The following is a 17,243-nucleotide window of genomic DNA, read 5'->3' as shown; positions in this document are numbered from 1 at the left end:
CCTTCGGCTTATTTTTTCGTATCAAAGGTTTCTGTTCTATCCTTGTTTATTAGTTTAATGATTCAAATGCGAATTTCAAATCCCTTATCAAATCCTCACTTGCTTCGATTCCAGTGGAGATTCTCAATAAATCTGGCGTTAAGCCATACGACTCTCTCAACTCTTTTGGGATATCAGCGTGTGTTTGTGTTGTTGGATAGGTGATCAAACTTTCGACCCCACCCAAACTTTCTGCAAATGTAAAAATCGATAAGTGCCGCAAAAATTCTTTGATTGATTCTTCGTTTTTGATTTTGAAACTTAACATACCGCCACGTCCTGGATAAAAAACTTCTTTTACGTTGGGACTGGACGTTAGAAACGTTGCCACTGCTTGAGCATTTTTTTCATGTCTTTCCATCCGTAACGACAAAGTCTTCATTCCTCTAATCAAGAGCCAACAGTCAAATGGTGACAAAACAGCTCCTGTCGTATTTAAGGTATAGCCTAATTGCTCTCCTACTTCTTTTGATTTTGCAATCACTGCCCCTGCCAATAGATCGTTGTGTCCGCCAAGATACTTGGTCGCACTATGAATCACAATATCTGCTCCTAAATCTAGCGGTCGCTGAATCAATGGTGTGTAAAAAGTATTATCAACGATTACTTGGGCATTATGCTTTTTAGCAAAAATTGCAATCTTTTCTATCGAGACTTCCCTCATCAAAGGATTAGTTGGTGTTTCAATAAAGACTGCTGCAGTATTATCGGTGATTTCTTTCTCAAAACCTACTTCATCATCTACATAGATGAACTGATATATGCTTTGTTTCTCTAACTCTTTAAAATAACGGTAACTACCACCATATAAGTCTCTAGATGCAACAATTTGACTCCCTACAGGAAATTGACTGAATACTAATTGAATGGCACTCATTCCTGAACTAGTAGCTAAACCGATTGCTCCATTTTCTAAAACTGCCAATGCCTTTTCTACAACTTCTCTTGTCGGATTTTTAGTTCTCGTGTAATCATAGCCCGTCGACTCCCCTAGTGTCGGATGTTCATACGTCGTTGAAAAATAAATCGGCGTATTGATCGATCCTGTTACTGGATTTTGATGATTCCCGATTTGTGCTAAAAAAGTATCCGTTTGAACGTTTTTCGAATAAAATTCCTGTTCCATTGACTTCCCTCATTTCTACCAAAATAAACGACCTTCATTTGTTATAACATATATTTCTATGTTGCTTTTCATTATATACATCGCTATCCCCTTAAGGCAAGAAAAAACTGGAATAAACGCTTGTCGTTTACCCCAGTTTGTCTATTATTTCATAAAATCATACGGTGTCGTCTGATTCATTCCAATCATTGGATCAATCGTTTGAGTGCTAACTAAATTTGGCGTCAATATTCTTTCCAATTCTTTTTCAATTGTTTCAGTAATTTCTTGTACTGGCTCACTGAATAATGAAATTGTTTCCATTTCAGGTTTAGCTGGTACATCTTCTGATACTTCTTCAATCACAGCTGGTTTATTTTCTTTAGCAGTGTCATATGCAATTGATTTACTTTCGACTGTCTCTGAAAATGGTGCTTCTTTGTTCATTCCTTCTTCATATGCTTCTAACTGCATTCTTGTTGTGAGAGACATATCATCAGCACTTGTGATACGCTCTTTTAACATCGTCAAACGACTGGCAGATTCGTGTGCAACACAGGTATTAAATGCTTGAACTTCGCCCAATAAGATCAAGATATCCTTACTTCTAGTAACAGCCGTATAAAGTAAATTGCGCTGCAACATACGGTGATATTGATGAACCATTGGTAAAATAACCATTTTAAATTCACTACCTTGTGCTTTATGGATCGAACAACAATAAGAAAGAGTGATTTTGTTCCATTCATTTCGTTTATAGCTGACTTCATTATTATCAAACTGAATGACTAATTCGTCGACTTTGTCCTCTGAGTCTTTTGCCAAAATAATACCGACGATTTCGCCCATATCACCATTAAACACATTAAGTTCTGGTGTATTGACTAAATGTAGCACCTTATCCCCTATTCGATAAACGGATTCATTCCACTTTACTTCTTTTTTTGTCCCGTCATTGGGATTAAAAATTTCCTGCATCATTTTATTCAATGCATCAATACCCGCAGCACCTCGATACATCGGAGCAAGCAATTGAATATCTTGCGGTGAAAAGCCTTTTGCTTTGGCTTTCGTTACGATTTGGCGGACATAGGTTTCGATATGATAAACATCACTAGGGAAAAAGGAACGATCCTTTTGATTCACTGTAAAATCTTGCGGTAGTTTCCCTTGTTTGATGTCATGAGCTAAAGGAATAATACTTGATCCATCGCCTTGTCGATAAATTTCGGTCAATTCTCTTTTAGGGATTTCATTGATTTGGAGTAAATCATGTAACACTTGACCAGGTCCTACAGAAGGCAGCTGATCTTTATCCCCAACAAAAATCACTTGCATATTTGTTGGAATCGCCTTAAATAAAGTATTAGCCAACCATGTATCGACCATAGACATCTCATCGACGATCAATAAACCACCTTCAAGTTCTTTCGCTGTCATACTAGGATTTTTTTCTCTTCCGGTCAAGCCTAATAAACGATGAATGGTACTCGCTGGGAGTCCTGTGGTTTCATTCATCCGCTTGGCTGCACGTCCGGTTGGAGCGGCTAATAGAATTGGAAACATCTCTTGGGTATAATCCTTCACATCTAAAGAGAGTCCATTTAGTTCAGCAAATAGTGAAACAATTCCGTTAATAACTGTGGTTTTTCCTGTACCTGGACCACCCGTCAATATAAAAAGTGGCGCTTTGATCGCTTCTTCAATCGCTTCTTGTTGAGAATTTCCATAAAGTATTCCTAATCGTTTTTCGATCCCACGAATATTTTTTTCAACGTCTTTTTTATCGTATTTGATTTCTTTTTTTCGGGATAGCAATCGTTGAATCGAGGTCCCGATCCCCCACTCAGAAAAATACAAACTATTTTCGAAAAGTCTAGTGCCTTCTTGTTGGATTTTTCCCTCTTCCACTAAATGAATAATTTGCTCAGCTACCTGATCAAGAGAAATTTCAACTGGACGACTAGTTTCCAACGTATTGACGGTTTCTCTAAGTAGCATTTCTGCCTCAACATACGTATTTCCAGAACGAACGGAATGTTGAAATATTTCATGAGTGATCGCAGCTCGTATTCGTTTATCTGAATCTGCTTCGATCCCCAATTGTTCTGCAATATTATCTGCTCGTTTAAAGCCAATGCCTTCAATATCTTCAACTAATTGATATGGATTTTCGTGAATGATATCTAAAGTATCTTCTTTGTATGTTTGATAAATCGAAAAAGAAAGCTGACTACCAAATCCATACCGATTTAAACCAACGATTACTTGCTCCATACCATGATTTAAGCGAATGGTCTCAATAATTGTTTGGCGTTTTTTTTCATTTAACTGGGGAACTTCTTCAAGAACATCTGGTGTTTCAATAATGCGATCGATCGCATCTTCCCCTAAAATTTCGACAATCTTCTCAGCTGTTCGCTTCCCAATTCCCGGAAACTTTTCACTGGAAAGATAATTTACAACACCACTAGCAGAAGTTGGGCGTTCTTGCTGATAGCTATCAACTTGAAATTGTTTACCATAACGAGGGTGATCAACAAAATGTCCAAAAAAGCGATAAATTTCTTCTTCCTGAATTTGACCGAAACTACCAGTCGTTACGATTTCTTTTTCTAAATAATCCGTATTCGTATCTGTTATTTTCACCAGCAGAACTTTATAAAAGTTGCTGGGATTTTGGAAAAAAATTGCCTGAACTTGTCCAACCACATATTCTTTTTCCCCATCTCCAAACAATGTATCCATCGATTTCACCTCGCTTTATCAAAAAACTAGTTTATTGTAAAAAAGAATCATCATTCCATAATTTCAAGGTATAGGATTGCTCATCTTCTGCTGTTTCTAAAATTGACAAACTATTGTTAGTAAGTCCACCCATACTTCGTAGCTCACTTAAAGATTTACCTGAAAGTGACTGAATTGCCGCTGTCAACGAAGCACCATGCCCAACAAAAAGATACGGACCATTTCCTTCATCTACTGCTGCGTCGACTACCGCAGAAATACGCGAAATAGCTTGCTCGATTGGTTCACCTTGAAAAATTTCTGGATTATACTTATCTAATTGATAACGCATATGATCCATCTCTTCACTATATATTTTTCTCATTTCAGCAATAGACTGGCCTTCTAATTCTCCTAGACCTAATTCTTTTAGCTCATCTGTATAGATAATTTCAACTGGATTTTTTAATTCCTGATTGATACCTTCAGCGGTTTTTCTTGCACGCGGGGACGTACTCGAAAAAATTTTTTTGAAGGGCACATTTTTAATTTCTTGTCCCAGTAGTTTTATTTCTTCATAACTTGTTGGAAGAAGTGGCGAATCCCCACTCATTCCCTGAAATCTAAGTTCCTGATTCCATTCGGTTTTTCCATGACGAGTAAAATATAATTTCATGTTTCTGCTCCCTTGATTCTAATTTATTGGTATTCTGCTTTTAAATTCCCGCTTATTTATCCTATCTAGTGTATCATTTTCATTAGCAAAATTCCATTTAACTAAAACCTTTATAAAAAACAAATCCGCTTGAATGTATTTCAGCAAAATGTGCGTTATAATAAGCTGGTTGAAAATTCTAATGACAATCGATCGTTTTTATATTAAGGAGGAACCTAATTTGTTTTTTGAACATATCCATCATATCGCTATCAATAGCTCAGACTATTCTAAGACGAAAGAATTTTATGTAGAAAAACTTGGCTTTGAGGTAATTCGAGAAAATCATAGAGAAGAGAAAAATGACGTTAAACTTGATTTAAAATTAGGAAATTATGAATTGGAGATATTCATTTCTCCCCATGCACCCAAACGTCCATCATATCCTGAAGCTCTAGGCTTACGCCACTTAGCGTTTAGAGTTGACGACATTGAAGCCGTTATTTCTTTTTTACGTTCTAAAGGAATTGAATGTGAACCCGTTCGAACAGACTCGTTCACAGGAGAGAAAATGACTTTTTTCTTTGATCCAGATGGTTTACCTTTGGAACTGCATGAATAATCTGTATTTTTTACTTACATTTAATAGACAAAAACTGTTCCCTTCAAATTTACAAAAGGAACAGTTTTTTTATGTCATTTTTAGTCCAATTTATCATTCTCATAATGATGCTTCAATTCTAACGCTGGAAAATTCTGTTGTCTTAATGCCTCGTAAACTACTAAAGCGACTGTATTCGACAAATTCAATGATCGAACATGTTCATCATTCATCGGAATTCGTAAACATTTCTCTTCATTATTCCGCATAAATGCTTCTGGTAAGCCCGTTGTTTCTTTCCCAAACATAAAATAATGATCTTTGTTGTCAGTATAATCCATTTCACTATAGGTTTGATTCGCAAATTTTGTAATCAAATGTAGTGGACGATCTCCTAAATAGGTCAAAAAAGTCTCTAAATCTTTATGATACATAATATTGACGTCATTCCAATAGTCTAATCCAGCTCGTTTCAACTGTTTATCGTCCGTTTGGAAACCTAACGGCTCGATGAGATGTAAAGGAGAATTTGTTGCAGCACATGTCCGAGCAATGTTTCCAGTATTTGCTGGAATTTGAGGCTCAAATAATACAATATGATTTGTCATGATTACAGTTTCCTTTCATTTGAATGACACATTATTTTTTTATTCACAAAAATCAACATAAAAAAAACGTATCGCCTCGGTGTCAATCACTGCGAGTCGCTACGTTAGTGAAGCTCTTTTCACTAACTTTTATCAGAACAGGAACCTGATAAAAACCAATGAAAAAACAACTTGTATGTAATATAACACCATTACAGGAGCTTTGCAAGACCTTTTAGCAAATTTGCCGAATGTAAGCGTTATCTCATCTTTCCTTTTAACATACGAACGTCAATTGTGATTTCAGATAATGGTTGCTTTTGAATTTTGTCTTTTACTTGTGCGGCTACGCCCCACTCAAGTGGAGACATTTCCAATAAATCTAGTCGATTTTCTTCAGGTATACTATAAGTGTATGTTACTCGTTCATCCACTAAAATATCCATTTCTTTAGAAAATTTTGCTAAAACCTTCTCATTTGAATAAGTTTGTTTGGATTTATCATCTGGATAAAAAGCCGACCTTAACTCTTTTAAGTACTCTTTTTCAGGGATTATTTTGATGACTGTGCCATCTTTTTTTAAAACACGCTGAAATTCCTGATAATGAGAGGGCGAAAAAATATTCAAAATGGTATCCATCGATTCATTTGCAAACGGTAGATTTGTTAAATCAGCTACACACCAAAAAGCATCGATTGGTTGATTGCTTGCTAAATAAATTCCGTCTTTTGAAATATCAAATCCAAATTTTGAACCTGCCAGCCCCAGATTAGAAAGCTCAGTTAAAAAACTACCTTCACCACATCCAACATCCAAAGTATTTCCTGTTACATTCATTATATCAACGATTCTCTCTAATAAGGGTTGGTACATGGCGTTTTGAATCATCTTGCCTCTGTGGATCAACATTTTTTTATTATATTCTGTTTGAATACTGTGTGACAGAAAATAAACAGTACCCTTTTTAGACAAATCAAATTGATGATTTTCAGCACAAATCAAACTGTACTCTTTTAACTGAAATGGACTTTTACAAACTGGACAAAGAAATTGTTCTTGATGTGTTTCTAAAAAATTACGGGCAAAATCGATTTTTTTCAACATACGATTACTTCCTATTCACTATAAATTCTACCATTGACCGATAAACTGTCGCTATTTATCTTACAACGAGAAGAAGACTTTGGCAACTGACAAAATTATGGTACAATGCCTGTGAATAAAAAACAAGGAGTGAAATGAATGATCAAAGAATTTTGCGCTGAAAACTTTACAAATATCCCTAATGCTATCAGCAATGGCGCCGGACGAATCGAATTGTGCGACAACCTTGCTGTGGGTGGTACAACCCCTAGTACAGGTGTTATCGAAGAAGTAGTTTCATATGCTGGAGAACAATCAATTCCTGTTATGACAATCATCAGACCTCGTGGTGGAGATTTTATTTATAACGATATTGAACTTAAAATCATGCATACAGATTTGATTGAAGCGAAAAAAATAGGAACTGATGGTGTCGTTCTAGGCTGCTTAACAAATGATGGCTGGCTGGATGAAGAAGCACTAGAATTATTGATCGAAACGGCAGAAGGTTTACAGATTACCTTCCACATGGCTTTTGATGTACTAAGCAAAGAAAATCAATTTAAAGCAATTGATTGGCTTGTAGATCATGAAGTACATCGTATTTTAACCCACGGCGGGCCTTCTGGAACACCCATCGAAGACAATTTTGATCATCTAAAAGAATTAATTAAATATGCTGATGATCGGATTATTGTCTTACCTGGTGGCGGTATTTCTGATAAAAATATTGAATCTGTAATAGAAACATTACAGGTAAGTGAAGTACATGGAACAAAAATTGTAGGCTAAACTTAGACTATAGGAAATTAGGAGCTAGGCGTTGTGGCGCTTTTTTACTCACATCGCCTTTTCACTCCCCTATAGCCATTCCTATAATTCAGCAATAATTCGAGGATTCCATAATTAGTGATTTTGCAGAAAAAGCTAAATTTTGATTCTCTAAGGTCTATAAACTCATTGAATAGTATTAACCATTTCCTCTTTTGATTAAAAAAAGTGAGATTCACATGACCTTTTACGTCACATAAATCCCACTCAAAATTTCATTTTTTTTATTGCCGTTAAACAAAATACTGCATAAAAAGACTAGCAATATTAAAATAAATCAAAACACTGGTTAAATCACTCAACGTTGTAATAAACGGTCCACTCGCAACAGCTGGATCGAATCCTAATCTATCCATCAACATTGGTATCAAACTACCTGCCAAATTCGCAACTGTAATTGCACACAACATTGCCATCCCAATGACAAATCCTAACGGGAAATTATGCTGCCAAATTCCAACAACGATGAAAATAGCTACACCTGTCACAGCGCCTGTCACAAGTCCAGTCAACACCTCACTAATAATCAGACGACCAAAATTATTATCTTTTTCATCCGATATAGCTAATCTTCTGACTGCGACAGCTAAGGATTGTGTCCCCGCATTTCCTGCTGTTCCTGTAATCAATGAAATAAATACCGCTAAAATACTTGCTTCGCTTACTAACTCTTCATAATGGCTGATCAAAGTTGCTGTAGACATTCCTAAAAATAATAACGTAATCAACCAAGGCAAACGTTTTGAAGCTGCCTTAATTGGATTTTCACTAACTTCTTCAATGTTGACACCAGCCAAACCAGAATAATCACTAGCTGCTTCGTCATCAATTACGTCAATAATATCATCAACTGTCACGATCCCTAAAAGATGGTCATCATAATCCGTAACTGGTAATGCTAAGAAATCATAATCTCGAATCGTTTGTGCAACATCTTCTTGGTCATCGCCTACGTGAACAGAAATTACCCGCTCACTCAACACATCTGAAATCATTGTATCATCATCATTTACAATCAAGTCACGTAAAGAAATAACCCCGACTAAATGATTTTCCTGATCGACTACGTAAACATAATAAATTGTCTCAGCCATATCTGCTTGGTTTTTTAACACATACATTGCTGAGCGAACTGTTTGATTTGCAACGATAGATACGAATTCGGTCGTCATGATCGATCCAGCTGTATCATCTTCATAATGCAACAACTCTTTAATCTCACCAGCATCTTCTGTGCTCATCAAGCTTAGGTATTTCGCCTTTTGGCTTTTATCAAGCATATTCAACAAATCAACTGCATTATCCGTGTACATTTCTGACAACATTTCAGCCGCATAACTAGGACGCATTTCAGCTATATAATCTTTCATATTTTCGTTATCTTCTTCGATAACATCAAACATATCTGCTAGCTCTTTTGGAGATAAATAACTATAAATTTGCTTTCTATCTGCTTCATTGATCGATTGGTAAAACTGTCCTTGCTCATAAATGTGGAGCGCTAAAAATAATTCTCGAAATTCAACCATTTGCTGTTTTTTTAATTTTTCTAACAACAAATCAAAATGTTCTTCCATTTCTTGTCCTTCGTTCACTCAAACCGCTCCTTTCAATCTAAAGTTGATCTACAATTTTCTTCATATCTGCTTCTAAAGGAGAAGTTAGTTCTAAACGTTGTTTCGTAAAAGGATGGATAAAGCTCAATTGACAGCAATGTAAGGCTTGGCGTTGGATCCCTCTATCCATTTTACCCCCATACATATCATCGCCTAACAAAGGACACCCGACTGCCTCAAAATGCACTCTAATTTGATGGGTTCTTCCAGTGTGAAGTTGAATGTTTACCAATGCTTGATCCTCATTACGTTTCATCAACCAATATTCTGTCTCGGCTTGCTGACCTGTTTCGACTACGGTTCTTTTTAATATTGAAGATAAATCACGGCCGATTGGACGTTCTATCGTATCATGTTCTTTTAAATGTGATACCTCTCCTGCGACCAATGCCTGATAAATCTTTACTACTTCTTTTTTACGCAGCTCTTGGTCTACCATTGCATGAGCAAAACCGTGTTTAGCAAACAACATTAAACCTGTTGTATCTCTATCCAATCGCGTCACTACATGGATCACTTGATCTTGATAGTTTTGCGCTTTAAAATAGGCTTTCACTCGATTTGCCATTGTTCCATTAGGATGATATTGTGCAGGAATTGACGCAATCCCAGCTGGTTTGTTGACCACTAAATAATGGGCATCTTCAAAAATGATATCGATCGGTACATCGTCAACAAGTAATGTTTCGTGTTCTCTTTCATCTGGAATCGTAATTTTCACTTGATCTCCAAAAGATAATTTGAAAAGTACATTTTCAACGGATTGATTCACTTCGATTTTTCCACCTTGAAACTTGATTTTAGCTAAAAGTCCTTTAGAGATTCCTTGCTCCTTTAAAAAAGATTTCACTTGCTGTGTTTCTTTTTTTTTAAATATCCAATTAAATTCCATTACTTTATTAATCCTCACTAATAAAGGCATCTTTTACTCGATGCCAAAAATGCATATGCCGATAGGAAGCAAAATGAATACGCTCATCCGCGATACGATAATAAATCGACTTAATATCCTCTTGATAAATATCTAGTTGATCCACTGTGATCAAATAGTCATTACTTTCTTGTAACTTGATTTCCATCCATTCAGTATGTGCAATCACGATGGGTGATCCTAACGTTCTAAAAACACGATTATTCAGTGAAGCAATCTCAGCCAATTGAAACGCATTGATACTAGGATGTAAGACAGCTCCACCAATACTTTTATTATACGCTGTCGATCCTGTCGGTGTAGAGACAGATAGACCATCACCACGGAATCGTTCGAATAACTCATCCTTGATAAACACATCAGCGACCATAGTACGATTTGCACGTTTGATCGTAGATTCATTTAAGGCTAAAAAATGTTTATCTGGTTTATTTCCATGAAAACTTATTTTCACATCCAACAATGGATAACTAACACTCTTTTCTTGATGAACTAAAAGACTTTGAACTAATTCTTCTAATTCATAATCTCGCCAATCCGTATAAAACCCCAAGTGCCCCGTATGGACACCTAAAAAACTAACTTCATTTAGTCGATGACTGAAACGATGGAACGCTGATAATAATGTACCATCTCCACCCACAGAAATCACGAGATCTGGTTGTTGGTCATCAATTTCTATTTTATTTTTCTTTAAAAGCAGGAGTAAATGACGGGTAACTTCATTTGATTTTTGTTCATGGTTATGAACGATCGTAACTTTCATCCTACCCCTCCTATTCTTTGTCTGACTTCTCTTTATTATCGTTGAATTTTTGATAATAATTATCCTTTGATTTACCTCGACCATGTGAGAAAAGATGCTGCGCTTCTTGAATTTCTTCACGGATCGTGGACATTTCTTCATCTAATTGATAAGCAGCTTCGGCAGCTCGTTGCAGTCGTTCTTTCATTTCTTCTGGAAATACGCCTTGGTATTTATAGTTTAATGAATGCTCGATCGTTGCCCAAAAATTCATAGCTAGTGTCCGTATTTGGATTTCAGCTAAAATCATTTTTTCACCTGTGATCAATTGGACAGGATATTCGATCACCAAATGATACGAACGATAACCACTATCTTTTTTATTTGTAATATAATCACGTTCTTGAATGATTTTTAGATCTTTTCGATTGCGGATGATGTCGACCACTTGCCGAATATCTTCAACAAACTGGCACATAATCCTAAGCCCTGCAATATCTTGCATTTCTTCTTCCAATCGGTCAACCGCGATATTTCGCAATGCTGCCTTCGTTAAAATGCTATCTACAGGTTTCACTCGCCCCGTTACAAACTCAATAGGTGTATGCTTATTTTGTTCTCGAAACTGCTTGCGGATGCCGCGCAGCTTAACTTTCATTTCTCCAACAGCCTGTTCATACGGTGCCAGAAAAAGCTCCCACTCTTTCTCCATCCTAATCCCTCTATTTCTTTGAATTTGATTCACAGCTTATTTTACCATAGAGCCGTGAAAAATAGGGTAATTTAAGAAATTGTCTAAATTTTTTCGACAATAGCGAATTTTTTAACTTCTAGTTCACTTTTCTTGACGTAAATGGGTAAAGTATGCAAAAATTGAATTAAATTAAAGAAGGTAGGTCAAAAACCGTGAGTGAACATTTAGAAATAGAATTTAAAACATTATTATCTATTGAAGAGTTCTCACGTACAGTTGACTATTTTCAACTAAAGCCAGATCAATTTTTTACACAAACCAATTATTACTTTGATTCAGCCGATTTTCAATTAAAAAAAAGACATATCGGTTTAAGAGTTCGTGTACTATCAAATAATGCAGAAATCACTTTAAAAATACCTGAAAAAGTGGGCTTATTGGAAATCAACGATGCCTTGTCTATTGAAAAAGCCCAACACATCGTTGAAACAGCAACATTTCCAGATTCTGGTAATGTATTCAACAAGCTAGCAATTTTAGGAATAAACAAAGATGATTTACGTTTAATCGGTAGCTTAACAACTAAACGAGCAGAAATAAAACTTCCCCAAGGTTTACTCGCGCTAGATGAAAGTTGGTACAATGAGCAACATGATTTTGAGCTGGAATTAGAAGTAGATGATGCAAGCAATGGAAAGAACGATTTTATTGCCTTATTGGATACTTTGAATATCAAAGAATCTCCATCACCAAACAAAATCCAACGAATGATTTTAAGCTCAAAATAGAAAGATTAAGAAGTTATTATAGTGAAAACATATCATTTCATTTTTCCCAGATTTTCTGATAAATTAGGGACACTTAGTTGAGAAATGATGTCTAGTCGCAAAAGAGTCAAATTGGAGGAAGTATGAATGATTGAAATCTATCTGTTCGTTAATCCTTTGGGGGGCATTTGTCTCAACGTAGAAAAGGATATTTTAAAATTGGTCGAAACTGAAAATAAAAAAATTCAATTTCGTTTTATTCCGCTTGTTAATATGCGGACCATAAACCACCTTATAAAGTTATTTGATATTCCATCTCATGATATTGAACAACGCAATCAATTGTTTGAAGATGTCTATTCAGCGGCATTGGATTATAAAGCTGCACAACTACAGGGCAAGAAAAAAGGACGCTATTTGCTTCTTGGCTTACAACAAGCTGTTGCAGTAGATAAAATTCCTTATTCTTCAGAACTAACTGAAAAATTTGTAGTAGAGGCTGGTGGTGATTTGGATATGTTTAAAGCGGATCGCCAATCTGATTTTGTAAAAGAATCTTTTCAAACGGATCAACAAATTGCTCGCGAAATGGGGATTGTGAAACATCCATCTGCGGTAGTATACAATTATACATGTGATCGAGATTTCGGTGTACTTGTAGAAGACTGTCAATCCATGGATGAAATCAAAAGACTTTGTGAGACATCTGAAGATAATCTTCAGTATTTTCATGAGAAATTTGAATTAAACCATTATAATGAACCACGAATTCCACACGGGCATTTACACTTACTTTAAACTAGTGTGTTTTGGATGATGGATCTATTCAAAATAAAGAAACAGGCTCGATTTTGACAATGATCAAAATCGAGCCTGTTTCTTTATTGGCACTTTAATTGTAAAAACATAACTGCCTTTTGTTTCTTATAATCAAAAAGTAGGACAATGATCAAGATATTTTGATCATTGTCCTACTTTCATTTATTTTTCGAATGTCGCCACAAGTTGTTCCAATTCACCTAATCTTGTTTCAAAAACAAGCATGGCGTCTTCTATATATTGTGGTTTTGTCATATCTACACCAGCTTTTTTCATAACTTCAATCGGATAATCACTGCTTCCTGACTTCAAATAAGTCAAAAAGTTATCTAAAGCTTGAGGCTCATTTGCCAAAATTTTGTTTGCTAATGCTGAAGCAGCAGAAAAACCTGTAGCATACTGATAAACATAATAATTGTAATAAAAATGAGGAATTCGTGACCATTCTAAGGAAATTTCTGGATCCTTTGTCACTTCTGGACCATAATATTTCTGATTCAATTCTCCATAATAATCACCCAAATACTCACTAGTTAGAGGTGTCCCCTTAGCATCTTCGGTATGAATAAAATGTTCAAATTCAGCAAATTGAGTTTGACGGAAAATCGTTCCTTTAAATCCATCTAAATAATGATTCAATACATATGCACGAATCCGAGGATCGGTTTCTGTCTCCAACAAATATTCTGTTAAAAGATTTTCGTTGGTCGTTGATGCTATCTCAGCTAAGAAAATTGAATAGTCTCCATATACATAGGGCTGATTATTACGTGTAAAATAACTGTGAACACTGTGACCCATTTCATGAACCAATGTGTATAATTGATCTAAACTATCATGCCAGTTCATTAAGATGTATGGGGCTGTATCATATGCTCCAGATGAATAGGCACCACTTCGTTTCCCTTGATTTTCGATAACGTCAATCCAACGGTCACTGAATGCCGTTTTTACTACATTCAAATATTCTTCTCCCATCGGATTTAAAGCAGTGATTGCTTTTTCTTTTGCCTCTTCATAAGAATATTTAATTGATGTTTCACCCAAAATAGGCGTGTACATATCATACATATGGAGCTCATCTAATTTCAATAAACGTTTTCGCAAGGAAACATAACGATGCAACAACGGTAGATTTTTATTTACCACGTCTACAAGTGTATCATAAACACTTTCTGGAATATGATTGTTACTCAACGCAGCTTCTCTTGCAGAAGAGAACTTACGCACTTTCGCTTTATAATTATGTGCTTTAACATGGGAGCTCAATGTTTGAGCAAATGTATTTTTAAATTGGTCATAAACAGTATATAGACCTTTAAATGCTTCTTCACGAACACTTCGATGAGTATTCTCCATTAACTGACCATAAACACCATGAGTTAGTTGAACCTTCTCTCCATGTTCATTTTCAATTACTGGAAATTTTAAATCTGCATTATTCAAAATAGAAAAAGTATTACTAGACGCTTCGAAAATTTCACCCGCACCAGCTAGCAATGCTTCCTGATCAGCAGATAAAATATGGGGACGATCACTTAAAATATTTTCAATAAAATGACGATAGATCTCCAACTTTGGTTCTTCCTCAAAGTAGTGCCAAATCTTGTCATCACTTAATGACAATACTTCCGGCTCAAACCAAGCAACAGATTCGCTCGCTTGAGCTAATAAAGAACTTGCTCTGGCATACAAAGCTTGATAAGTAGTATTCGTTGTGTCTTGGTCATTTTTTAAATGAGCATACACATAAATTACTTCGATTTTACGATAGATACTTAACAACATTTCAACGCTGCCTAAAAATGCATTACTGTCTTTCTTTAATGTCCCCTTAAAATGTTCAACTTCTTTTAATTCATTTGACAACGCTTGAAAAGCTTCATCAAAGGCTTGATTATCTTTAAAAATTTTGGTCAAATCCCAAGTCTTCTCTATTGGTAAACTTGAACGTTCTGGTAATTGCTTTGTTTCACTCATTACATCGGCTCCTTTTCAAACTATTCTTGTATAAGTTCATCTTATCACATTTTTTATAGGAGTAGCAGTGATTAAGCACTTATTTTCAATCTTTTTCAACCATTTTCTCACATCCGATATGCTATACTTAGAAAATCCTATTTCAATTTTCCACCCATTTTCAACTCTAATCAAATGATTACAATCAATTAGCTGACGAAGCATTTGATTTAAGCAATAAATTTGAACGATCTCTGATGGAATATTAGGCAACTCATAAAACAATCCTGCAGATTGATCCAAATTTGTTTTTAATAGTTGAATCAATTCTGAATACTTAAAAACATTCTGATCAAAAAACTGTACCAAATTCCAAATGCTAATTTTTAATAATATATCCGATTCTCTACAACAAAAAAGATGAAGACCTGGATAATAAAACCAATTTGGCAATTGAATCAGATGTAGGCGATTGTTATATAATTTAGATTGAAGTTTTCTGATCTTCTCATCTCTCCTATATAATTTTCTATTCAACTCAGAATAATACGCATTTATAAGTTGTCCAACTTTATATTTTCGTTGGATATAAACATTGGAATTCTTAGGAAAATTAAAAATTTCTAACAAATAATAACCATAAAAAGACCAACTTTTTTTTGTAGAATATAGTTTCTTTTTGAAATCTTCTTCAATATGATAATCTATGGTCAATTCTTCTTTATCCAAATCTGCTGACCATAAATAAAATCCTACTCTATCAGAATAATAACACAGATTTTTAGCCAATTCGTTTAAGGTTTGGTGGTTAGAAAAGAGCTTTTTACCACAAATCCAAATAACAATATAGCCATGTTTTTGATAGTTCTGAGTTCGTTCAACCAATCGTTGTGCGCTCAATGGACTACACTGAATCTCAAGTGCAATATTTCCTATCAAAAGATCTGGACGTTGATTCAATGCTGGGAGATACTTTTCCAGCTCATATTCAATCGCCTCTTTCTCACACCACTTAGCAAAAACTGCCTTCAGTGCCAAATGCTCTAGTGTCTCACCTTCTGAATAAATACTGCAAGTACTGTTATTATAATGAGAAAAATGCGGTAATTTTACCTTACCATTTTTTATTCGAACAGGATGATCACAAACTGGACAAAAGTATTTGTTGTCCTTCATTTGTTCTATCTCTGCTCTTGTTAAATTCAGTAATGTGACAACTTTTTTCTCTTTTGAATATGCATTGAACATATAATTCACCTCATAAATAAAATACGCAAAAACAATGCCGATTCATCAAAAAAAGACTAAAACAAAGCATAATCGCTGTGTCTTAGTCTTTTTTACGTCTATTCGAAGTAGTATCTTGTTAATTCCAATGCATTACGTTCCATAATACATGTCCCATATTCATTCAATGTCTCTGGAGTAACCATTGATAGATTAGCAAATTCCAATAACTGTGCTAATTCATTTTCGACGTCATTTTTGCCTAATTCATCTAATAAGAAAATAACTTGGAGATAATAGGTTCCTTTAAAAGTATACAAATTTGCTATCACAGACTGCAAGAAAACTTCATTTGACAGCTGTACCATTGTGTCAAAATCATTAAGTTCAAACACCAGATTTTTTACTGTATTATCAGCAAATTCCTGTGTCTCATCAACGAAATCTTCTTCGATTTGTTTACGAATTATATTACTAACTTCTTCTGAATTAAGATCGTTAAAACCTTCAAAATTAGAAACTTCATCAATCGATGCATTCTTACTAATAAACAGTTCCAATCCATCGCTCTTAGGCAGAACCTGAAAAGTAACAGCTTCACTGCCTTGAAATTCATCTTCCACATCAACTTCTTCTAAAATACTATAGAAAAAATTTTCTACCTCTTTATGATTACCGAGTAAATCTAAAAAAGTGATTCCTCTGTCAGCCAAATCTTCATTACCGATCAACACACGTATAGTATTTTCATTGATATGTTCCATTTCCATGTCGCTACACCTCACTTTTGCTAATCAGGAAACTTATTCTTACGTACATTGTAGCGGAATCACGCCAAATGTAAAGGGAAAAGTA

General features: G+C 35.2%; 16 protein-coding genes. 4 read left to right on the top strand and 12 right to left on the bottom strand.

What is annotated here, in order from left to right:
- Positions 1 to 49: 49 nt before the first annotated feature.
- The 3 genes from AC4BC4_RS05285 to AC4BC4_RS05275 form a co-directional block, all read right to left on the bottom strand.
- A complete protein-coding gene (locus AC4BC4_RS05285) occupies positions 50 to 1,165 on the bottom strand; it encodes a PLP-dependent transferase (RefSeq protein ID WP_490477007.1) in 1,116 nt (371 codons plus the stop codon).
- A gap of 144 nt (positions 1,166 to 1,309) precedes the next feature.
- Positions 1,310 to 3,892 carry an SF1B family DNA helicase RecD2 gene (gene recD2, locus AC4BC4_RS05280; RefSeq protein ID WP_490477006.1) on the bottom strand — a complete coding sequence of 861 codons (2,583 nt, stop codon included), beginning with the start codon at positions 3,890 to 3,892 and terminating at the stop codon, positions 1,310 to 1,312.
- Between the two features lie 31 nt (positions 3,893 to 3,923).
- Positions 3,924 to 4,547 (bottom strand): histidine phosphatase family protein, encoded by a 624-nt coding sequence (locus tag AC4BC4_RS05275; RefSeq protein WP_490477005.1) that lies wholly within the window; start codon positions 4,545 to 4,547, stop codon positions 3,924 to 3,926.
- 220 nt (positions 4,548 to 4,767) lie between these two features.
- Here AC4BC4_RS05275 and gloA2 point away from each other — a divergent pair, with 220 nt between their 5' ends.
- Positions 4,768 to 5,148, top strand: coding sequence for an SMU1112c/YaeR family gloxylase I-like metalloprotein (gloA2, locus tag AC4BC4_RS05270; protein ID WP_438758708.1), 381 nt, complete (start codon positions 4,768 to 4,770; stop codon positions 5,146 to 5,148).
- Positions 5,149 to 5,228: 80 nt separating this feature from the next.
- Here the strand turns inward: gloA2 and trmL are convergent, their stop codons facing one another.
- Both trmL and AC4BC4_RS05260 read right to left on the bottom strand, forming a co-directional pair.
- Entirely contained in the window at positions 5,229 to 5,735 is a 507-nt protein-coding gene (trmL, locus tag AC4BC4_RS05265) for a tRNA (uridine(34)/cytosine(34)/5-carboxymethylaminomethyluridine(34)-2'-O)-methyltransferase TrmL (protein ID WP_490477004.1), read from the bottom strand.
- 239 nt (positions 5,736 to 5,974) lie between these two features.
- The gene (locus AC4BC4_RS05260; RefSeq protein WP_490477003.1) at positions 5,975 to 6,820 is read right to left on the bottom strand and encodes a methyltransferase domain-containing protein; all 846 of its coding nucleotides are present in this window, start codon (positions 6,818 to 6,820) and stop codon (positions 5,975 to 5,977) included.
- Positions 6,821 to 6,958: 138 nt separating this feature from the next.
- Between AC4BC4_RS05260 and AC4BC4_RS05255 the strand changes: the two genes are divergently transcribed.
- Complete coding sequence (locus AC4BC4_RS05255; protein ID WP_490477002.1) at positions 6,959 to 7,591, top strand: copper homeostasis protein CutC; 633 nt, start codon at positions 6,959 to 6,961, stop codon at positions 7,589 to 7,591.
- A 272-nt stretch (positions 7,592 to 7,863) separates the two neighbouring features.
- Here the strand turns inward: AC4BC4_RS05255 and mgtE are convergent, their stop codons facing one another.
- Genes mgtE through yjbM form a run of 4 tightly spaced genes read right to left on the bottom strand, consistent with a single transcriptional unit; the run spans position 7,864 to position 11,634 of the window.
- On the bottom strand, positions 7,864 to 9,225 hold the full coding sequence (mgtE, locus tag AC4BC4_RS05250) for a magnesium transporter (protein ID WP_438758704.1): 1,362 nt from the start codon (positions 9,223 to 9,225) through the stop codon (positions 7,864 to 7,866).
- Positions 9,226 to 9,244: 19 nt separating this feature from the next.
- Complete coding sequence (locus AC4BC4_RS05245) at positions 9,245 to 10,138, bottom strand: RluA family pseudouridine synthase (protein WP_490477001.1); 894 nt, start codon at positions 10,136 to 10,138, stop codon at positions 9,245 to 9,247.
- Between the two features lie 7 nt (positions 10,139 to 10,145).
- Complete coding sequence (locus tag AC4BC4_RS05240; protein ID WP_438758702.1) at positions 10,146 to 10,943, bottom strand: NAD kinase; 798 nt, start codon at positions 10,941 to 10,943, stop codon at positions 10,146 to 10,148.
- 10 nt (positions 10,944 to 10,953) lie between these two features.
- Positions 10,954 to 11,634 carry a GTP diphosphokinase gene (gene yjbM / locus AC4BC4_RS05235; RefSeq protein WP_438758701.1) on the bottom strand — a complete coding sequence of 227 codons (681 nt, stop codon included), beginning with the start codon at positions 11,632 to 11,634 and terminating at the stop codon, positions 10,954 to 10,956.
- A 194-nt stretch (positions 11,635 to 11,828) separates the two neighbouring features.
- Here yjbM and AC4BC4_RS05230 point away from each other — a divergent pair, with 194 nt between their 5' ends.
- Positions 11,829 to 12,404 (top strand): CYTH domain-containing protein, encoded by a 576-nt coding sequence (locus tag AC4BC4_RS05230; protein ID WP_490477000.1) that lies wholly within the window; start codon positions 11,829 to 11,831, stop codon positions 12,402 to 12,404.
- A 126-nt stretch (positions 12,405 to 12,530) separates the two neighbouring features.
- Complete coding sequence (locus AC4BC4_RS05225; RefSeq protein WP_490476999.1) at positions 12,531 to 13,181, top strand: DsbA family protein; 651 nt, start codon at positions 12,531 to 12,533, stop codon at positions 13,179 to 13,181.
- 183 nt (positions 13,182 to 13,364) lie between these two features.
- Here the strand turns inward: AC4BC4_RS05225 and pepF are convergent, their stop codons facing one another.
- The 3 genes from pepF to AC4BC4_RS05210 all read right to left on the bottom strand — a co-directional run bounded on the left by pepF (position 13,365) and on the right by AC4BC4_RS05210 (position 17,158).
- Entirely contained in the window at positions 13,365 to 15,182 is a 1,818-nt protein-coding gene (gene pepF, locus AC4BC4_RS05220; protein ID WP_490476998.1) for an oligoendopeptidase F, read from the bottom strand.
- A gap of 36 nt (positions 15,183 to 15,218) precedes the next feature.
- A complete protein-coding gene (locus tag AC4BC4_RS05215) occupies positions 15,219 to 16,409 on the bottom strand; it encodes a competence protein CoiA (protein WP_490476997.1) in 1,191 nt (396 codons plus the stop codon).
- 98 nt (positions 16,410 to 16,507) lie between these two features.
- Positions 16,508 to 17,158 carry an adaptor protein MecA gene (locus AC4BC4_RS05210; protein ID WP_490476996.1) on the bottom strand — a complete coding sequence of 217 codons (651 nt, stop codon included), beginning with the start codon at positions 17,156 to 17,158 and terminating at the stop codon, positions 16,508 to 16,510.
- Positions 17,159 to 17,243 lie beyond the last annotated feature (85 nt).

Source organism: Enterococcus sp. AMC1086, from assembly GCF_058216575.1.
The sequence above is the reverse complement of the archived record's forward strand: the minus strand, read 5'-3'. Positions and strand labels throughout refer to the sequence as shown.